The 17,511-nt window shown below is 71.0% G+C and carries 18 protein-coding genes; 15 read left to right on the forward strand and 3 right to left on the reverse strand.

Features of this window, described 5'->3' with window-relative positions:
- The first annotated feature begins 53 nt into the window (after positions 1-53).
- The 4 genes from I4J89_RS21175 to I4J89_RS21190 all read left to right on the forward strand — a co-directional run bounded on the left by I4J89_RS21175 (position 54) and on the right by I4J89_RS21190 (position 5,275).
- Positions 54-959 (forward strand): LysR family transcriptional regulator, encoded by a 906-nt coding sequence (locus I4J89_RS21175; RefSeq protein ID WP_196415732.1) that lies wholly within the window; start codon positions 54-56, stop codon positions 957-959.
- A 31-nt stretch (positions 960-990) separates the two neighbouring features.
- Positions 991-3,654, forward strand: coding sequence for a LuxR C-terminal-related transcriptional regulator (locus I4J89_RS21180; protein ID WP_196415733.1), 2,664 nt, complete (start codon positions 991-993; stop codon positions 3,652-3,654).
- A gap of 3 nt (positions 3,655-3,657) precedes the next feature.
- Positions 3,658-4,536, forward strand: a complete 879-nt coding sequence (locus I4J89_RS21185) for an alpha/beta hydrolase (protein ID WP_196415734.1) — start codon at positions 3,658-3,660, stop codon at positions 4,534-4,536.
- Between the two features lie 85 nt (positions 4,537-4,621).
- Positions 4,622-5,275, forward strand: a complete 654-nt coding sequence (locus I4J89_RS21190; protein ID WP_196415807.1) for a DNA alkylation repair protein — start codon at positions 4,622-4,624, stop codon at positions 5,273-5,275.
- Here the strand turns inward: I4J89_RS21190 and I4J89_RS21195 are convergent.
- Both I4J89_RS21195 and I4J89_RS21200 read right to left on the reverse strand, forming a co-directional pair.
- Positions 5,269-5,754: a hypothetical protein gene (locus I4J89_RS21195; RefSeq protein WP_196415735.1), complete on the reverse strand. Its 486-nt coding sequence runs from the start codon at positions 5,752-5,754 to the stop codon at positions 5,269-5,271. The genes I4J89_RS21190 and I4J89_RS21195 overlap by 7 nt on opposite strands.
- A gap of 132 nt (positions 5,755-5,886) precedes the next feature.
- Complete coding sequence (locus tag I4J89_RS21200; RefSeq protein WP_196415736.1) at positions 5,887-6,255, reverse strand: VOC family protein; 369 nt, start codon at positions 6,253-6,255, stop codon at positions 5,887-5,889.
- 92 nt (positions 6,256-6,347) lie between these two features.
- On the opposite strand from I4J89_RS21200, the gene I4J89_RS21205 reads away from it, so the two are divergent.
- From I4J89_RS21205 to I4J89_RS21250, 10 genes are all read left to right on the forward strand, one after another.
- A complete protein-coding gene (locus tag I4J89_RS21205) occupies positions 6,348-7,337 on the forward strand; it encodes a helix-turn-helix transcriptional regulator (RefSeq protein ID WP_196415737.1) in 990 nt (329 codons plus the stop codon).
- A 16-nt stretch (positions 7,338-7,353) separates the two neighbouring features.
- On the forward strand, positions 7,354-8,166 hold the full coding sequence (locus I4J89_RS21210) for a metalloregulator ArsR/SmtB family transcription factor (RefSeq protein WP_196415738.1): 813 nt from the start codon (positions 7,354-7,356) through the stop codon (positions 8,164-8,166).
- Entirely contained in the window at positions 8,163-8,750 is a 588-nt protein-coding gene (locus tag I4J89_RS21215) for a dihydrofolate reductase family protein (protein WP_196415739.1), read from the forward strand. Before I4J89_RS21210 ends, I4J89_RS21215 begins: the two co-directional genes overlap by 4 nt.
- Positions 8,751-8,897: 147 nt before the next feature.
- The gene (locus tag I4J89_RS21220; protein WP_196415740.1) at positions 8,898-9,878 is read left to right on the forward strand and encodes a LacI family DNA-binding transcriptional regulator; all 981 of its coding nucleotides are present in this window, start codon (positions 8,898-8,900) and stop codon (positions 9,876-9,878) included.
- Between the two features lie 22 nt (positions 9,879-9,900).
- Positions 9,901-11,112 (forward strand): ABC transporter substrate-binding protein, encoded by a 1,212-nt coding sequence (locus I4J89_RS21225; protein ID WP_196415741.1) that lies wholly within the window; start codon positions 9,901-9,903, stop codon positions 11,110-11,112.
- The gene (locus I4J89_RS21230) at positions 11,109-12,152 is read left to right on the forward strand and encodes an ABC transporter ATP-binding protein (RefSeq protein ID WP_196415742.1); all 1,044 of its coding nucleotides are present in this window, start codon (positions 11,109-11,111) and stop codon (positions 12,150-12,152) included. The genes I4J89_RS21225 and I4J89_RS21230 overlap by 4 nt, the downstream gene beginning before the upstream one ends.
- Complete coding sequence (locus I4J89_RS21235) at positions 12,149-13,036, forward strand: ABC transporter permease (RefSeq protein ID WP_196415743.1); 888 nt, start codon at positions 12,149-12,151, stop codon at positions 13,034-13,036. Before I4J89_RS21230 ends, I4J89_RS21235 begins: the two co-directional genes overlap by 4 nt.
- Complete coding sequence (locus tag I4J89_RS21240; RefSeq protein WP_196415744.1) at positions 13,033-13,869, forward strand: ABC transporter permease; 837 nt, start codon at positions 13,033-13,035, stop codon at positions 13,867-13,869. Before I4J89_RS21235 ends, I4J89_RS21240 begins: the two co-directional genes overlap by 4 nt.
- Positions 13,866-15,074: a D-mannonate dehydratase ManD gene (manD, locus tag I4J89_RS21245; RefSeq protein ID WP_196415745.1), complete on the forward strand. Its 1,209-nt coding sequence runs from the start codon at positions 13,866-13,868 to the stop codon at positions 15,072-15,074. The genes I4J89_RS21240 and manD overlap by 4 nt, the downstream gene beginning before the upstream one ends.
- 323 nt (positions 15,075-15,397) lie before the next feature.
- Positions 15,398-15,850, forward strand: a complete 453-nt coding sequence (locus I4J89_RS21250) for a MarR family winged helix-turn-helix transcriptional regulator (RefSeq protein WP_196415746.1) — start codon at positions 15,398-15,400, stop codon at positions 15,848-15,850.
- Between the two features lie 12 nt (positions 15,851-15,862).
- Here the strand turns inward: I4J89_RS21250 and I4J89_RS21255 are convergent, their stop codons facing one another.
- Entirely contained in the window at positions 15,863-16,477 is a 615-nt protein-coding gene (locus I4J89_RS21255) for a dihydrofolate reductase family protein (RefSeq protein WP_196415747.1), read from the reverse strand.
- A gap of 122 nt (positions 16,478-16,599) precedes the next feature.
- Between I4J89_RS21255 and I4J89_RS21260 the strand changes: the two genes are divergently transcribed.
- Positions 16,600-17,511 (forward strand): SPFH domain-containing protein, encoded by a 912-nt coding sequence (locus I4J89_RS21260; RefSeq protein ID WP_196415748.1) that lies wholly within the window; start codon positions 16,600-16,602, stop codon positions 17,509-17,511.

The raw sequence follows: 17,511 nt of genomic DNA on the forward strand, positions 1-17,511 counted from the left end.
CATGCGACAAACGACTGTCTCGCATGGATGTCATGCGCTACTAGCATGGCTGCGTGGAAACCCAGCTGCTCGAGGTCTTCCGTACGGTCGCGCACCTCGGCTCGATCACCGCGGCGGCCCGCCACCTGCGCTTCACCCAGTCGGCGGTGTCCCGGCAGATCGCGGCACTGGAAGCGGAGGTCGGCACCCGCCTGCTGGACCGGCTGCCCCGCGGCATCGCGCTCACCGAGCAGGGCCGGGCACTGCTGCCGCACGCCGACGCGGTGCTCGACCGGCTGAGCGCCGCCCGGAGGGCCGTCGACGAGCTGGACCGCCTCGACGCGGGCCGGCTGCGGGTCGGGGCGTTCGCCACCGCCGTCGCCGCCCTGGTGCCCCGTGCTCTGGCGGCGTTCCGGGCCGCCCACCCCGCGGTGGCGCTGTCGCTGGTCGAAGGGATGACACCCGCGCTGCTGGACCGGCTCACCGCCGGCGACGCCGACGTCGCGGTGGTCAGCTCGGCCCCGTCCGGGCCGCTCGACGACTCCCGCTTCGACCTGCACCATCTGCTCGACGAACACCTGCTGCTCGCGGTCGCCGCGGACCATCCGCTGGCCGGCCGCCGCACCGTACGTCTCGCCGAACTCGCCGGCGAATCGTTCATCGCGGGCTCCCCGCATGCCGAGCGGACGCTGCTGGGCGACAGCGTGGCCGCCGGTTTCCGGCCCCGCATCGACATCGTGGCCGGCGAGTGGACCGGCAAGCTCGGCTGCGTGGCCGCCGGTCTCGGCGTCGCCCTGATCCCCGTCCTCGCCGCCCGCGGCACCCCGCCGGACATCGCCCTGCTCCGACTGCACCCGGACGACGAGCCGGTGCGCCGGGTCTATGCCGCCACGGTGGCCGGCCGCAGCCGGCCACCCGCGGTCACCCGCTTCCTGGCGCACCTCGACCAGGCCGCCGCCGCTTTCACCACACCGTTGTGACGGGGCGGATGGAGATCTCCTACAGTTGCTCGTGCTCTACGGCAGATCCGCGGAAGTCAGCGCACTCGACGAGGTGATCGCGCGGGCTCGCGACGGCTTCGGCGGTGCGGTCGTGCTGCGCGGTGAGGCAGGCGAGGGCAAGACGGCCCTGCTCGAGGCGGCGGCCGGGCGGGCCGGCGGGATGCGGGTGCTACGGACCACCGGCGTCGAGGCCGAGTCCGACCTCGCGTTCGCCACGCTGCACCAGGTGCTGTGGCCGGTGGCCGGCTCGCTCGACGCGTTGCCCGAACCGCAGCGCGACGCGGTGCGTGCCGCGCTGGGGCTGGCACCGGGCACGGCCGGCGACCGGTATCTGCTGGGCGCCGGCGTGCTCTCCCTGCTGGCCGAAGCCGCCGTACCGGACGGCCTGATCTGCGTGGTCGACGACTTCCAGTGGGTCGACCGGGCCTCGGCCGACGCCCTGCTGTTCGCCGCCAGGCGGCTGGGGACGGAAAAGATCGCCATGCTGTACGCCGTGCGCGGTGACACCCCGGTCAAGGGTGTGCCCCGGACGGTGGAGGTACGTGGACTGCCCGACGCGGCGGCGGCCGAGATGCTGGCGTCCCGCTGCGACGTACAACCCGGTGTGGCGCGGGAACTCGTCACGCTGACCCGGGCGAACCCGCTCGCCCTGGGCGAGATCGCCGCCGGCCTGACCCCCGCGCAGCTCACCGGACGCGAACCGCTGCCCGACCCGCTTCCCGGTGGTGCCCGGCTGTTCGGTGATCGGGTGGCCGCGTTGCCCGCCCCGGCCCGGCTGCTCGCTCTGGTCGCCGCCGTGGAGGCCGACCTCGACCTGGGCCTGCGCGCCGCCGGCCGGTTGTCCGCCGAGGGAACGGCGGGGGCGTTGGCCGAGCTGGAGGGGTCCGGGCTGGCCGAGCTCGCGGGCACGCGCGTGCGTTTCCGCCACCCGCTCGTGCGGTCGGCGGTGTACGAGGCGGCCACCCCCGCCGAGATTCGCGAGGTGCACGCCGTACTCGCGGAACTCACCGACGGTGACCGTCGCGCCTGGCACCTGGCCGGAGCCGCCGTCGGCAAGGACGAGCGGGTCGCCGCCGAGTTGGTCGCCGCCGCGGAGCGGGCGCGCGACCGCGGTGGGTACGGCACCGCCGCCACCGCCCTGGCCCGGGCCGCCGAGCTGAGCCCCGAGCCGCATGCCCGTGCGGCCCGGCTGAAGGACGCCGCCGTGGCGGCCTGGCTCGGTGGCCGCCCGGGGCAGGCGGAGTCGCTGCTGGCCGAGGCCCGCGACCAGGCCGGCGCGGACGCCCGCCTGGCCATGGAGATCGCCCAGCTGCGGGGCCGGTTCGAGTTGAACTCCGGCAACGCCGCCGAGGCCGTACGGATCCTGGCGGCGGGCGACAGCCTGGACATGCTCGCCGACGCCGTGGAGGCCGCCTCGTACGTCGGTGACACGGCGGCCGTCATCGAGCTCGGGCGGCGAGCGGCCGCGTATCCCGAGGGATTCCTGCGCGACACGGTGACCGGGATCGGTCTGACGCTGGACGGCGACGCCACCGGGCCGGGCCTGCTGCGGCGGGCGCTGGCACTCGCCGGCGAGCTGCGGGACGCGGCGGAGCACCTGTGGGCGGCGGCCGCGGCCAGCCAGCTGGGCGAGTCGGATCTGGCGACCGAGATGGCCGAGCGGGCCGGACGGGTGGCCAGGGTGTCCGGGATGGCCGGGCAGCTGCCGGTCGTGCTGGAGTTCGTGGCGACGGCCGAGCGGATCGCCGGGCGGCTGACGAGAAGCCAGGCCGTCTCCGAGGAGGGCCTGGACCTGGCCCGCGAGGCCGGTTATGAGAACACCGTGGCCGCGCACCTGGCCAACCTGGCCGTGCTGGCGGCGCTGCGAGGCGAGGAACAGACCTGCGAGAGGCGGGCCCGGGAGGCATTAGCCATCGCCGTACCGCATCGGGTGGGTCTGCGGGCGGGAGTGGCCGCGTACGCGCTGGCGCTGCTCGACCTGTGCCTGGGGCGGTACGCGACGGCGCACGACCGGTTCACGGCCATCGCCGTGGCGGGACCGGGCGTCGGGCATCCCACCGTGGCCTGGCGGACGGCGCCGGATCGCGTTGAGGCCGCCGTGGGCGCGGGCGACGAGGTGGGCGCGCGGGCGGCGCTGGAGGCGTACGAGAGGTGGTCGGCGTACGCCGCGACGCCCGAGTCGCACGCCCTGCTGACCCGTTGCCGGGGCCTGGTCGAGTCCTCCGAGGACGCCCTCGGCGAGGCGTTGCGGCTGCACACCAACCCGTTCGAGGCGGCAAGGACGGCTCTGCTGCTGGGTGAGCGCCTGCGCCGCGCGAAGCGGCCGGGCGAGGCGCGGGCGCATCTGCGGATGGCGTGGGAGACGTTCGAGCGGGCCGGCGCGCGACCGTGGGCCGACCGCGCCCAGGGTGAGCTGCGGGCCGCCGGCGAGACCGGGCCCGCCCAGCCGTCGGCCGTGCTCGACGCGCTGACTCCGCAGGAGCTGCGGATTGCGGGCATGGTCGCCGACGGGTTGTCGAGCAAGCAGATCGCCGCCCAGCTGTTCGTGAGCCCGCGTACGGTCGAGTACCACCTGTACAAGATGTATCCGAAGCTGGGCATCGGCTCGCGTACGGAACTGGCGCGACTAGTAGTTCTACAGAAGGCACCGGTAGCGCGAGCGGACATGCTCTGACGCATGCCTGAAGTGAACATCTGGAGTGAAGAGTTCGGCGCCGTGACGGACGAGCCGATCCTGCTGATCATGGGTTCGATGTCGCAGGGCGTCCTGTGGCCGGACGAGTTCGTCGGCCGCCTTGTCGCCGGCGGCCGCCGGGTGATCCGCTACGACCACCGGGACACCGGCATGTCCGGCACGGTGGACTTCGCGGCGGAGCCGTACACGTGGGACGACATCAAGGACGACGTGTACCGCGTACTGGACGCCCACGGCCTGGAGAGCGCCCACCTGGTCGGCCACTCGGCGGGCGGCCTGCTCGGCCAGTTCGTCGCGGTGGAGCGGCCGGAGCGGGTGCGCTCGCTGACCACCATCGGCTCCTCGCCGCTCGGCGGCGGCGAGGGTCAGGTGATCATGCGGGCGCTGATGGGGCAGCCGCAGCCCGAGGGGAGCCTGCCCGAGCCGGCGCCGGAGTTCGTGGCCTTCTACCGCGCGCTGATCGCCGCCGCACCGCCGGAGGGCCGGCGCGCCCGGATAGACGGCATGATCGCCGAGCAGCGGGTGCTGCACGGCACCGGGCTGCCGTTCGACGAGGACGCGGCGCGGCGGCTGCAGGAACGGATCTACGACCGGGCCGGTGACCTGTCGGCGGTGGTCAACCACCGGCTGGCCGCAATGGCCAAGCCGGACTTCGAGCCGGTGGGCGTGCTGCACCAGCTGAAGGCGCCCACGCTGGTCATCGAGGGCAGCCACGAGCCGGCGAAGCCGGGCCACGGCGCGATCATCGCCGAGCAGATCCCGGAGGCGCGGCTGATGATCGTGGCGGGCATGGGGCACACCCTGCCGCCGGAGGTGCACGAGGAACTGGCCACCGCCATCCTCGCGCATACGGCGCGGTGACGCTTCGATCACCGGGCTTCTCGTAGGCTGGTTCCCACAGTGCCGGCAGGAGGTTGGCGTGACTGAGACGACGGTGGCCGAGGTGATGGCCGAACTGGCCGCGCTCGAGGACCCGAAGGCACGCGCGGTCAACGAGAAGCACGGTGACGACCACGGTGTGAACCTCAGCAAACTTCGCGCGCTCGCGAAGCGGCTGAAGGTGCAGCAGGACCTCGCCCGGCAGCTCTGGGCGACCGGCGACACCGCGGCGAGACTGCTGGCGCTGCTGATCTGCCGCCCAAAGGCGTTCGACCGCGACGAGCTGGACGCCATGCTGCGCCAGGCACGCACCCCGAAGGTGCACGACTGGCTGGTGAACTACGTGGTCAAGAAGAACCCGCACGCCGAGGAACTGCGCCTGGCCTGGTTCGCCGATCCGGATCCGGTGGTCGCGAGCGCAGGCTGGGCGCTGACCACCGAACGCGTGGCGAAGAGTCCCGCCGGCCTCGACCTGGCGGGTCTCCTCGACACCATCGAGGCCGAGATGAAGGGCGCCCCGGACCGGCTCCAGTGGGCGATGAACCACTGCCTGGCCCAGATCGGGATCGACCACGCCGAGTACCGGGCCCGCGCCCTCGACATCGGCGAGCGCCTGGAGGTGCTCAAGGACTACCCCACTCCGCCGAACTGCACCTCGCCCTTCGCCCCGATCTGGATCAACGAAATGGTGCGCCGCCAGCATGCGGCGGCAGGTCAGTAGCGAGCCACGACCTGCCGCACGGGATGACCGAGCGCGGCGGCGATCATCGCCAGTTCGCCGTCGCGCAGCGCACTCGCGTCGACGACGAGCGGGTCGCCGGTCCCCGCTCGTGCGGGTTCGGTCGCGAACAGCACGAATCTCGCGAACCCGGCCGGCTGGTCGTAGACCAGCCGGTTCAGATCGGACTCCCGGCCGCAGCAGGACGGGCGCACGCCCAGAGCCCGGAAGTTCGTGGCATACGCCTCGTCCATCCGCTCCTGCCACCATTCGATCGCCAGCTCACCGGCGCAGCCCGGACACCGTACGCCCTCGAAGTTCTCCCCCGGGTCGACGAAGACCGGATCCTCATGCCAGTCCATCGCCACTTCGCGGGCCCCGGGATACACCAGGGCGAGAACGGCCCGCGCCGCCCCGGCCGCCGCCGCGCCCGGAGTCCAGAACGGATCAGCCGGAATGACCGACAGGACGTTCGTACTCATCCCGGCCATGCTCCCCGTGCCTGGGCCCGGCGGTCGCGGTGGGGCCGGGACCAGGCAGGTGGCCGCGCGGGACAGCGGGCACGGCCGGGATTTCGGCGGGACTGCCGAACCCGTACCGATAAAGATCTGGAATCAGACCGCCGTGGAGATGCAGAAGGGGTGGCCGGCGGGGTCGAGCAGGACCCGCCAGCGGTCCGGCTGCGGCTGGAACTCGGGCTTGGTGGCGCCGATGCCGAGGACGGCGGCCTCGGCCGCGTCCAGGTCGTCGACGCTGAATTCCAGGTGGGACTGCTTCGGTACGTCCGGGGAAGGCCAGGTGGGCGGGACGTACTTGTCGACCTTGGCGAAGCCCAATCCGTTGGGGCCCATCTCGCCGAGGAAGACGAATTCGTCGCTGGTGTAGCTGATCTCCAGGTCGAGCAACTTGCCGTAGAAGGCGGCCAGGGCGGCCGGGTCGGCACAGTCCAGCGAGAAACCTGCGTAACGGGCGAGTGCGGACACGTCGTGCTCCTCTTCGTGTTGATCGGTACGACCACCACCCTGCCAAGCCTGACTGACATCTTCTGTCAGGCATCTGTGGCAGTCTTCGGGGCATGCGTGCGAGCCGGCTTCTCTCCCTACTGCTGTTGTTGCAGGACCGCGGCCGGCTGACCGCGCAGCAGATCGCCGAGGAACTGGACGTGTCGGTGCGCACGGTCTATCGGGACGTCGAGGCGCTGTCCGAGGCCGGGGTGCCGGTCTACGCGGAGCTGGGGGCGGGCGGCGGCTATCAGCTGCTGGACGGCTACCGCACCCGGCTGACCGGCCTCACCCCGCAGGAGGCCGGGTCGATCTTCCTGGCCGGCGTGCCGGACGCCGCGGCCGAGCTGGGTCTCGGGGCGGTGCTGACGACCGCCGAGCTGAAGTTGCGGGCGGCTCTGCCGGCGCGGTTGAACCGGCACGTGGGCGAGGTCCGCGATCGGTTCCATCTGGACGCGGCCGGCTGGTTCCGGGAGACCGAGACGCATCCGCATCTGTCCGCGCTGGCCGGGGCGGTGTGGAACCGGCGGCGCTGCCAGATGCGGTACCGGCGTTGGCGCGCGCCGCACGAGGTGGACCGGGTGGTCGAGCCGCTCGGCATCGTGCTGAAAGCCGGCGTCTGGTATTTCGTGGCCCGGGTCGACGGTGACCTGCGCACCTACCGGGTGGCGACGATCCTCGACCTGGAGGTGCTGGACGAGACGTTCGACCGGCCGGCGGACTTCGACCTGGCGCGGACCTGGGCGGAGTGGGCCGCCGACTTCGAGCGCCGGCTGCACCGGGACGTCGCCACGGTTCGGCTCGCCCCGGCGGCGCTGGACCGCGTTCCGTACCTGATGAACCGCGCGATGGCCCGCAACGTCCGCGACGCTCCGAACCCGCCGGACGCGGACGGCTGGACCACGATCACCCTGCCGATCGAGTCGGTGCGCCACGCGCATGCCGAGTTCCTGCGCCTCGGCGAGGACGTCGAGGTTCTCGAACCGGCCGAGCTGCGCGAGATGATGCGGGCCAGCGTGACCGCAATGGCCCGGCTTTATTCCTTGACAGGAATATTCTCCTAGGATAATACTTCCAGGCATGGAGGAACTTCTCACCGCGCTGGCCGATCCGGCCCGCTGGCGGCTGGTGACGCTGCTGGCCGAGCGACCCCGGCCGGTGGGCGTCCTGGCCCAGCTCGCCGGGGCACGGCAGCCGCAGACGACCAAGCACCTGCAAACCCTGGAGCGGGCCGGCGTCGTCGCCTCCCAGCGCACCGGCCAGCGCCGCGTCTACGCACTGCGGCCTACGGCCTTGCGCGATCTGGCGGCGGCGCTGGCCCGGCTTGCGGACGACGCGGAGCAGGCAGGCAAAACCTTTGATCGGTACGGGGTGAGCCTGCACGCCGAGCGACTGGCCGCCGCCGGCGCGGGGTGGGCCGACGGGCGCTCGTTCCGGTTCCAGCGATCCCTGACCGGGGACCCGGAGCGGGTCTGGCGCCACCTGACCGAGACGTCCCTGCTCGCCCGCTGGTGGACGTCCGACGACCTGCGCTTCTCCGAGCTGGTGTTCGAGGCGCGGCCCGGCGGGCGGATCGTCCAGGAATATCGGGACGCCGACGACACCGACGGCTCCGACCTGGTCGCCGGCCGCGCCGAGGGCGTGGTCGACGACGTGCTCCCCGCTCAGCGCCTCGCCTACCGCCTCTCCCCCTTGCTGCCCGGCGGCGGCATCGCCTTCACCGCCCACGTCGAGTTCACGCTGCACCCCTCCGGCACCGGCACGGACCTCGGCGTCCACTACCGCATCACCGACAGCACCATCGACTCCGCCGACTTCGTCGCGGGCATCGAGATCGGCTTCGGCCAGAGCCTCGACAAGCTCGCATCCACTCTCACCAGGAGCGTCGAATGACCCGTCGTGTCGTCACCAACATGAGCCTGTCCCTCGACGGCCAGTACGCCCAGCCGGACAACCCGATCGACATGAGCTGGGTGCTGCCGTACGCGGTGACCGACGTCGCCCGCGACCACCTGACCAGCCTCTATGAGCCGGCGACCACGGCACTGCTGGGCCGCACCAACGCCGAAGGCTTCCTCGGCTTCTGGCCCACCGTCATCGGCATGGAGGGCGCCGACCCGCGCGACCAGGCCTTCGCACAGTGGCTGGTCGACACCGACAAGGTGGTCCTGTCCTCGACGCTCGGCGCGGCGCCGTGGGAGCGCACGACCGTCGCCGACAAGCCGGCCGCCGAGGTGGTCGCCGACCTGCGGGCAGCCGAGGGCGGCGACATCCTGGTGCTGTCCAGTGCCAGCGTCATCAAGGCCCTGCTGGCCGCCGACGAGGTCGACCGGCTGGCCATCATGATCTTCCCGGTCTTTCTGGGCGGCGGCCCGCGCCTGTTCGACGACGGCCTGCCCGCCGGCAAGTGGGCGCTGGCCGGCCAGGCCGCGGGCGAGCACGGCACGCTGTCTCTCGTGTACGACCGCATCCGCTGACGTTCGGAGTGAAGGGCCTCCCGCACGCGCGGGAGGCCCTTTTCGCATCCGGGTCCCCGGCAACCAGCGCTTGACAATATTCCGGAAACGATTCCAGACTGGCCGCAACCCATCGATCTCCATCGAAAGATCAGGGGGGCGCCGGCCGTGGCAGTGACGATCAAGGATGTGGCGCGGCTCGCCGGGGTGTCGCAGTCCTCGGTCTGCCGGGCGCTGGCCGATCCCGACCAGGTGCGGCCGGAGACCCGTGAGCGGGTGGAGACGGCCGCGCGCAATCTCGGCTACGTGCCGAACCGCGCGGCCCGCAGTCTGATCACCGGCCGGACCGGCAACATCGGGGTGGTCCTCCCGGATCTGGCGAACCCGTTCTTTCCCAGCGTCGTCAAGTCGATCCAGACGCAGGCCCGCCGGTTCGACTACGCCGTGTTCCTCAGTGACACCGACGAGGACCCGGCGGTGGAGGTGCCGCTGATCCGGGCCCTGGCCAAGCAGGTGGACGGGTTCCTGCTCTGCTCACCCCGGGCCGCCGACGACGAGATCAAGGCGTTCGCCGGCCAGACGCCGATCGTGGTGCTGAACCGGCGGATCACCGCGTTCCCGTCGGTCACCGCCGACAGCGCGGACGGGATGCGCCAGGCGGTGGCGCATCTGCACGCACTCGGGCACCGGCGGGTCGCGTACGTGGCCGGCCCCCGCACCTCATGGTCGAACCGGGACCGGCTACGCGGCCTGAGAAGTGCCACCACCTCGTACCAGATGGAATTGATCGAGATCGGCAACGTGGCGCCGACCGTCCAGGGCGGCACCGCCGCGGCCGACCTGGTCATCGCCTCCCCGGCCACCGCCGTGCTCGCCTACAACGACCTGGTCGCGCTCGGCCTGCTGAACCGGCTCCAGGCCCGCGGCATCGACGTACCGGGCCGGATCAGCGTCGTCGGGTTCGACGACATCCTGCTCGCCGGCCTGGTCAGCCCCGGCCTGACCACGGTCGCCATCGCCAAGGAACACATCGGACGGGTCGGAGTGGAGCTGCTCCTGGAGCTGATGGCCGACGGGGAGCGCCCCACGGCCAGTCGCCGGGTGCTGCCCACCCAGCTCATCGTGCGCGGCTCCACCGGTCCACGCTAATCATCCCCCTCAGGAGACCACCATGCCGTCCAGCAGACGCCAGTTCCTCACTCTCGGTGCCGTCACCGTCACCGCTCCGCTGATCGTGGCCTGTAGCCCGCCAGAAGGCGAGAGCACGAACGCCGACGGGCCGGTGCCGGAGAAGCCCGCCCAGCCGGTCACCCTCAACGCCCTCGACGTCGCCGGCAACCTCCAGCTCACCCAGGGCATGATCGACGACTTCGTGGCCAAGAACGGCGAGGTGGTCACGAAGGTCACCTACACCAAGGCCACCGCCCCGGAACTGGTCGGCAAGATCAAGGCACAGCAGGACGCCGGCCGCGTCGACATCGACCTGGTGCTCACCGGCGTCGACGGGCTGGCCGCCGGCATCGACCAGGGCCTGTGGACACCGCTGCTGCCGGCCCACGCGGCGCGGCTCACCGGCATGCAGAACTATCTGCCGGGCGCCGCGAACATGCAGAAACTCGCCGGCGACCACGGTGTCACCGTCACCTACTACCCGTCCGGGCCGCTCATCGAGTACCTGCCCGCGAGGGTGCCCGACCCGCCGAAGAACGCGCAGGCCCTGCTCGACTACGCCAAGGCCAACCCGGGCGCGGTCCAGTACGCCCGGCCGTCCAACTCCGGGCCCGGCCGCACCCTGCTGATGGGCCTGCCCTACCTGCTCGGCGACACCGACCCGAAGGACCCGGTCAACGGCTGGGCCAAGACCTGGGCCTACCTGAAGGAGCTGGACGCCCAGATCACCCTCTATCCGTCCAGCACCAGCGAGACGATGAAGAACCTGGCCAACGGCTCGGCGAAGATCATCGCGTCGACGACCGGCTGGGACATCAACCCCCGGGTGCTGGGCACCGTGCCGAAGGACGCGCGGGTCGGCACCCTGGAGGGCTTCCACTGGGTCACCGACGCGCACTACGCCGTCATTCCCAAGGGCGTACCGGCCGACAAGCAGGCCGCCCTGCTCCTGCTGCTGAACTGGATGCTCACGCCGGAACAGCAGGCCAAGGCGTACGACAAGGGCTACTTCTACCCCGGCCCGGCGATCAAGGACGTGCCGCTGTCGATGGCACCGGCCGAGAGCCAGCAGGCCATCAGCGAGTTCGGCCGCCCCGAGTACGAGCAGCTCATCGCGGACAACCCCCTCGAGGTGCCGCTGGACGCCAAGGCCCTGGTCGCCGCCTTCGACCGCTGGGACCGCGAGATCGGCGGCTCGAAGGTGAAGAAGTGACCCGCTTCGAGCGGCTGCGCCTGGACGGCGTGACCCGCCGGTTCGGCGGGGTGGACGCGCTCGCCGGGCTGAGCCTGGAGATCCGGCGGGGCGAGTTCATCGCCCTGCTGGGCCCCTCCGGGTGCGGCAAGTCCACGGCGCTGAACTGCCTGGCCGGGCTGCTGCCGCTCAGCTCCGGCAGCATCTGGCGCGACGACACCCGGCTGGACACGCTGCCTCCGGAGAAACGCGGGTTCGGGATGGTGTTCCAGAACTACGCGCTCTTCCCGCACATGTCCGTACAGAAGAATGTCTCTTTCGGTCTGCAGATGCGCGGCGTGCCGCGCGCTGAGGCCCGGCGCCGCACCGCGGACGCGATCCGCCTGGTGCATCTGGAGGAGCACGCCCGCAAGCTGCCCGGCCAGCTCTCCGGCGGGCAGCAGCAGCGCGTGGCGATCGCCCGCGCGGTCGTGGTCGAGCCGTCGCTGGTGCTGATGGACGAGCCGCTGTCCAACCTCGACGCCAAGCTGCGCCTGGAGATGCGCACCGAGATCCGCCGGCTGCATCAGGCGCTGGGCCTCACCACGGTCTACGTCACCCACGACCAGGAGGAGGCGTTGTCGCTGGCTGATCGCCTGGTGGTGCTGCGCGACGGCCGGGTGCAGCAGATCGGCAGCCCGGAGGAGGTGCACACCCGGCCGGTCAACCGGCACGTGGCCGACTTCATGGGCTACCGCAATCTGCTGCCGGGCAGCGCCGACGGCGCTTACACCAAGATCAATAACACGGGGGTACGGGTAAAGGGCACTCCCATCGGCAGCGTCAGTGACGGCTCCCCGGTCGTCGCGGCGATCCGCCCCGAGGACGTGAGTCTCACCGGTGACCTGGAGGCCACCGTGGAGGTCGCCGAGTATCAGGGCCGGGAGATCGCCGCCGAGGTGCGGACCGACGATGGGCTGGTGCTGCACGTGCGTACCGGTCAGCGGCATGCCCCGGGTGACAAGGTGCGGCTGGGGTTCCCACCGGACCGGCTGTTGATCTTCCCGGCGGACGCCTCATGAGCACCGCGACGGTCGCGCTGCGGCACCGGCTCGCCGAGCGCGGCGTGGACACCCAGATGCTGCTGCTCGTGCCCGCCACGGTGTTCGTGGTGGCGCTGTTCATCTACCCGTTCGGCTACGGCCTGGCCGTTTCCCTGCAACCCCGCGAAGGCGGGATGCTCGCCGCCTACCAGGGGTTCTTCAGCGACGCCTACCAGCGCGACACCATCATGACGACGCTGTGGATCGCCCTGCCGGCGGCGCTGCTCAACGTCGCCGCGTCGGTGCCGATCGCCTACCGGATGCGCGGCCGGTTCCGCGGCAAGCGGCTGCTGACCACCGTCCTGGTCGTGCCGATCACCCTCGGCACGGTGCTCACCGCCGAAGGGCTGCTCAACTTCCTCGGACCGGCCGGCTGGTTCAACCGGTTCCTGCTCACCACCGGGCTGACCGACGCGCCGATCCGGTTGACCAACAACTACTGGGGAGTGTTCTTCTCGCTGGTCATCACCGGGTTCCCGTTCGCGTTCCTGCTGGTCCTGTCGTACCTGTCCGGCATCGACCCGAGCCTGGAACGCGCCGCCGCCACGCTCGGCGCCGGGTGGCGCCAGCGGTTCTTCCGGATCACCCTGCCGCTGCTCGCTCCGGGGCTGGCTACCACGTTCTGTCTGACGTTCGTGCTGGCGTTCAGCGTCTTCCCGTCGGCGATCCTGGTCGGCGATCCGTCCGGCAGCACCCGGGTCATCTCGATCGCCGCGTACGAGGCGGCCTACGTGCGCTACGACTACGCGGCCGCGTCCGCCGCCGCGATCATCATGGGCGTCGTCGAGCTGATCGTCATCGCGATCGTGCTCGGCCTGCGCGGCCTGCTTTACACCGGCTCCACGGCAGGGGGCAAAGGATGAGACGTTCCATCGTCGCCAGCCCGGCCGCCTGGCTGGTCTGGGGTGCTGTGATCATCTTCTTCATCGGGCTGGCCGGGGTGATCGGGTCGGTCGTGGTCAACTCGTTCGGGCTGCGCTGGTTCGACTCGTGGCTGCCCGAGGCCTACACCACCCAATGGTACGGCCAGGCCTGGGACGAGTTCACCCTGCTGCCGGTGCTCACCGTGACCCTGGTCGTGTCCCTGCTCGTCGTGGGCATCTCGGTCGCCGTCGGCGTGCCCGCCGCGTACGTCCTGGCCCGCCGGGCCTTCCCCGGCAGCCGGATCCTCTACCTGCTGTTCCTGCTGCCGATCCTGATGCCGCCGATCACCTACGGCATCCCGCTCGCGACGGTCCTCTACAAATACGGGCTCGCCGGGCACCTGTCCGGCGTGGTGCTGGCCAACCTGGTGCCGTCGATCCCGTTCGTCATCCTCACCATGACCCCGTTCATCGAGCAGATCGACCCGGCGATCGAACGGGCGGCCCGGATGTGCGGCGCGCGTACCCGTCATGTCTTTCTGCGCATCCTCGCGCCGCTGCTGATCCCCGGCATCCTGGCCGCCTCGATCCTGGTGGTGGTCCGCACCGTCGGCATGTTCGAGCTGACCTTCCTGACCGCCGGGCCGGACTCGCAGACCCTGGTCGTGGCACTGTTCTACTCGATGTCGGCGGCCGGCATCCGGGCCCAGCAGTCGGTGGACGCGATGGCCGTCATCTACTGCGTGATGATGCTGGTCCTGCTCGTGGTCGCGTTGCGGTTCGTCAACCCCACCCAGCTGGTGGCCCGGGTCAAGGAGGACCCGTCGGAATGAGGATCACGCAGGCGCGGGTCATCGTGACCTGCCCGGGCCGCAACTTCGTCACCCTGAAGATCGTCACCGACGAGGGGGTGACCGGGGTGGGGGACGCGACTCTGAACGGGCGGGAGCTGGCCGTGGCCGCCTATCTGACCGAGCATGTGGTGCCCGCGCTGATCGGGCGGGATCCGGCGCGGATCGAGGACACCTGGCAGTACCTGTACAAGGGCGCCTATTGGCGGCGTGGGCCGGTCACCATGTCGGCGATCGCGGCGGTGGACACGGCGCTGTGGGACATCAAGGGCAAGGTGGCCGGGTTGCCCGTCTACCAACTGCTCGGTGGGCGGTCGCGAGAGGGGGTAACCGTCTACGGCCACGCCAATGCTCCCGATACCGAGTCAGTCTTGTCCGAAATATCGGCCTATGTGGATCGCGGTTACCGGGCCGTTCGGGTGCAGACCGGCATCCCCGGTCTGGAAAGCACCTACGGTGTGTCCGGCGGCACGGCGTTCTACGAGCCGGCCGACGCCGCCGTTCCCACCGAGAACGTCTGGTCCACAGCGCACTACCTGGAGCACGTGCCGTCCGTCTTCGCGCGGGTGCGCGAGGAGTTCGGCCCGACACTGAAGCTTCTTCACGACGTGCATCACCGGCTCACCCCGATCGAGGCGGCCCGGCTCGGGCGTTCGCTCGAACCCTATGCGCTGACCTGGATCGAGGATCCGGTGCCGGCCGAATTACCGGAGGGCTTCCGGCTGATCCGGCAGCACACCACCACCCCGATCGCGGTCGGCGAGGTGTTCAACACGATCTGGGACTGCCAGCAGCTGATCACCGAGCAGCTGATCGACTACATCCGGACCACCGTGGTGCACGCCGGCGGCATCACCCACCTGCGGCGCATCTTCGATCTGGCCGCGCTGTACCACGTACGCAGCGGCTCGCACGGCGCGACCGACCTGTCCCCGGTATGCATGGCCGCCGCCCTGCACGTGGACCTGGCCATCCCCAACTTCGGGCTGCAGGAGTACATGCGGCACACCGACGAGACCGATGGCGTCTTTCCGCACAGCTACCACTTCGCGGACGGCTACCTGCACCCGGGTGAGGAGCCGGGGCTCGGCGTGGACATCGACGAGGAGCTGGCCGGCCGGTACCCGTACCGGCCGGCGTCACTGCCGGTCAACCGCCTGCGGGACGGCACCATGCACAGCTGGTGACGTCAACCGGCGCACGCTGCCGAGCGCGCGGTCCGGACATCGCCCCCGTGCGTCAGGAACCCCCGGTCGAGACGCGCTGCGAGCCGGTGCAGTGCGCCGGCGACGAGCAATCGGAGCCACCCCGGCGGACGGTCCGGCACTTCTGGACTGCATGGCAGGGCGGAGTGCATGAGCCGGGTAGCCGTGCCTTTGACCAGGGGAATCATGGGGAGATCCTGCATCGGACAGTCCTTTCTTCACGATCAAGTGCCCCGTAAAATCTAGTTGCAGACGCGGGCTATTGCAAGCGCCGGTAATCGGCAGAGGCGGTGTACTGTGGCGGCATGGAGGTGCAGGAGCAGGGCGTCGACGACGCCGTGGCATGCGCGCAGAGCTGGCGCGCGCTGGCCGGTTTGCACGCCCGGATCGAGCAGCGCCTGGAGCGCGCCTTGCAGGCCGCGCACCGGCTCAGCGTCGTCGAGTATTCGGTGCTTGAGCTGCTGTCCCGTCAGGACCGCTGGCACATGCGGATGCAGCAGCTGGCCGCCGCGGTCGTGCTCAGCCAGAGCGCCACCACCCGGCTGGTCGCCCGGATGGAGGACCAGGGCCTGCTGAGCCGCTACCTGTGTGAGAACGATCGCCGGGGCATCTTCACCGAGGTGACCGAGGCCGGCCTGCGGCTGCTGACCGAGGCGCGCCCGACCCACGACGAGGCGCTGCGCGCGGCGATGCGCGACGCCGAGCAGCTGCCGGAGTTCGCCGGCCTGGTCAGCGCGCTGCGCGGCCGGGCTACCTGACTGGCCGGCAGGTCAGGCGACGTCGTAGATCAGGTGCGTCGCGGTCGATGTCGGGATCACGCTGCGCTGCACCAGCGTGCGCGGCACGCCGCCGCCGAACAGTGGCGTCCCGGCGCCCAGCACCACCGGCGCGAGGTGCAACGACAGGGTGTCGACCAGCCCGGCGTCGAACGCCGCGCGGATCGTGGCGCCGCCACCCATCAGGACGACGTCGAGGTCCGTTCCACGGTCTGACGAAGCCGCCTCCGCGCGCTCCCGCGCGGCGGCGACGGCGTCCGGCACACCGGTGGTGACGAACGTCCAGTCGAGCTCAGTGAGTCGCACCGACTCCGGCGGCGAACTCGTCACGACGACGAAGGCCGGCTTCCCGACCTCACCAGCGCCGTAGCCGGTCTCGTCGTTCCAGCCGGTCGGCCCGTCGACCAGATCGAAGAGCCGGCGGCCGAGCACGACGGCGCCCGAGCGGGCGGTCGCCTCGCGCAGCAGCCGGCGATCCTGCGGGTCGGCGGAGAACGCCCAGGTGTGCAGGGCCTCGCCGCCGGTGCCCAGGCCGTTGTCCGGGCCGGGTTCGGGCCCGGTGACGAACCCGTCGAGGGAGATCGAGATGTCAGCGATGATTCGGGTCATGCCCTGGTAGACCGGCTCCGCCGCCGAAACTCATCGCGCCCGGACCACCGCATCACCTGGACCCGTTGGAAAAAGTGATATCACTTTGCTACTCTCGAGACACCACCTTGAGGGAGCCCAACATGACGGAACACCTTGATCTGCCCACCCCGCAGGTGCGCGAGCGCATCGCCCGCGGCGCCTCGGGCTGGCCGGTCCTCGCCCTGTCCGTGCTGGTGATCCTGCTCAGCATCGCCGTCTTCGTCATCGGCGTGCAGCAGGACGACTCCACGGTCGTCATCAGCCTGATCAGCGTGAGCGTGCTGCTCACGCTGGCCGCCCTGACCGCCCTGGCCGGGCTCACGCCGGTCGCACCCGGTGAGGCCCGCGTTCTTCAGCTGCTCGGCCGCTACACCGGGACCGTGCGCACCGACGGACTGCGCTGGGTCAACCCGCTCACCGCCCGGCGCAAGGTCTCCACCCGCATCCGCAACCACGAGACCGACGTGCTCAAGGTCAATGACGCCGACGGCAATCCGATCGAGATCGCCGCCGTCGTCGTCTGGCAGGTCGAGGACACCGCCCGTGCCGTCTTCGAGGTCGACGACTTCATCGAGTTCGTCGCCATCCAGACCGAGACCGCCGTGCGGCACATCGCCAACAGCTACTCCTACGACTCCCACGACACCGCCCGGATGTCGCTGCGTGACAACGCCGACGAGATCACCGGCCGGCTGTCGGACGAGATCGGCGTGCGGGTCGCCGCCGCCGGGGTGAAGATCATCGAATCCCGGCTGACCCGCCTCGCCTACTCACCCGAGATCGCGCACGCCATGCTGCGCAGGCAGCAGGCGAACGCGATCGTCGCCGCCCGGACCCGGATCGTCGAAGGCGCGGTGGGCATGGTGGAGATGGCGCTGGTCCGCCTCGCCGAGAACGACGTCGTCGACCTGGACGAGGAACGCAAGGCCGCGATGGTCAGCAACCTGCTGGTGGTCCTGTGCGGCGACCGGGACGCCCAGCCCGTGGTCAACGCGGGCACCCTCTACTCCTAG

It is taken from the genome of Actinoplanes aureus, from assembly GCF_015704865.1.
Taxonomy (GTDB): Bacteria; Actinomycetota; Actinomycetes; order Mycobacteriales; family Micromonosporaceae; genus Actinoplanes; species Actinoplanes aureus.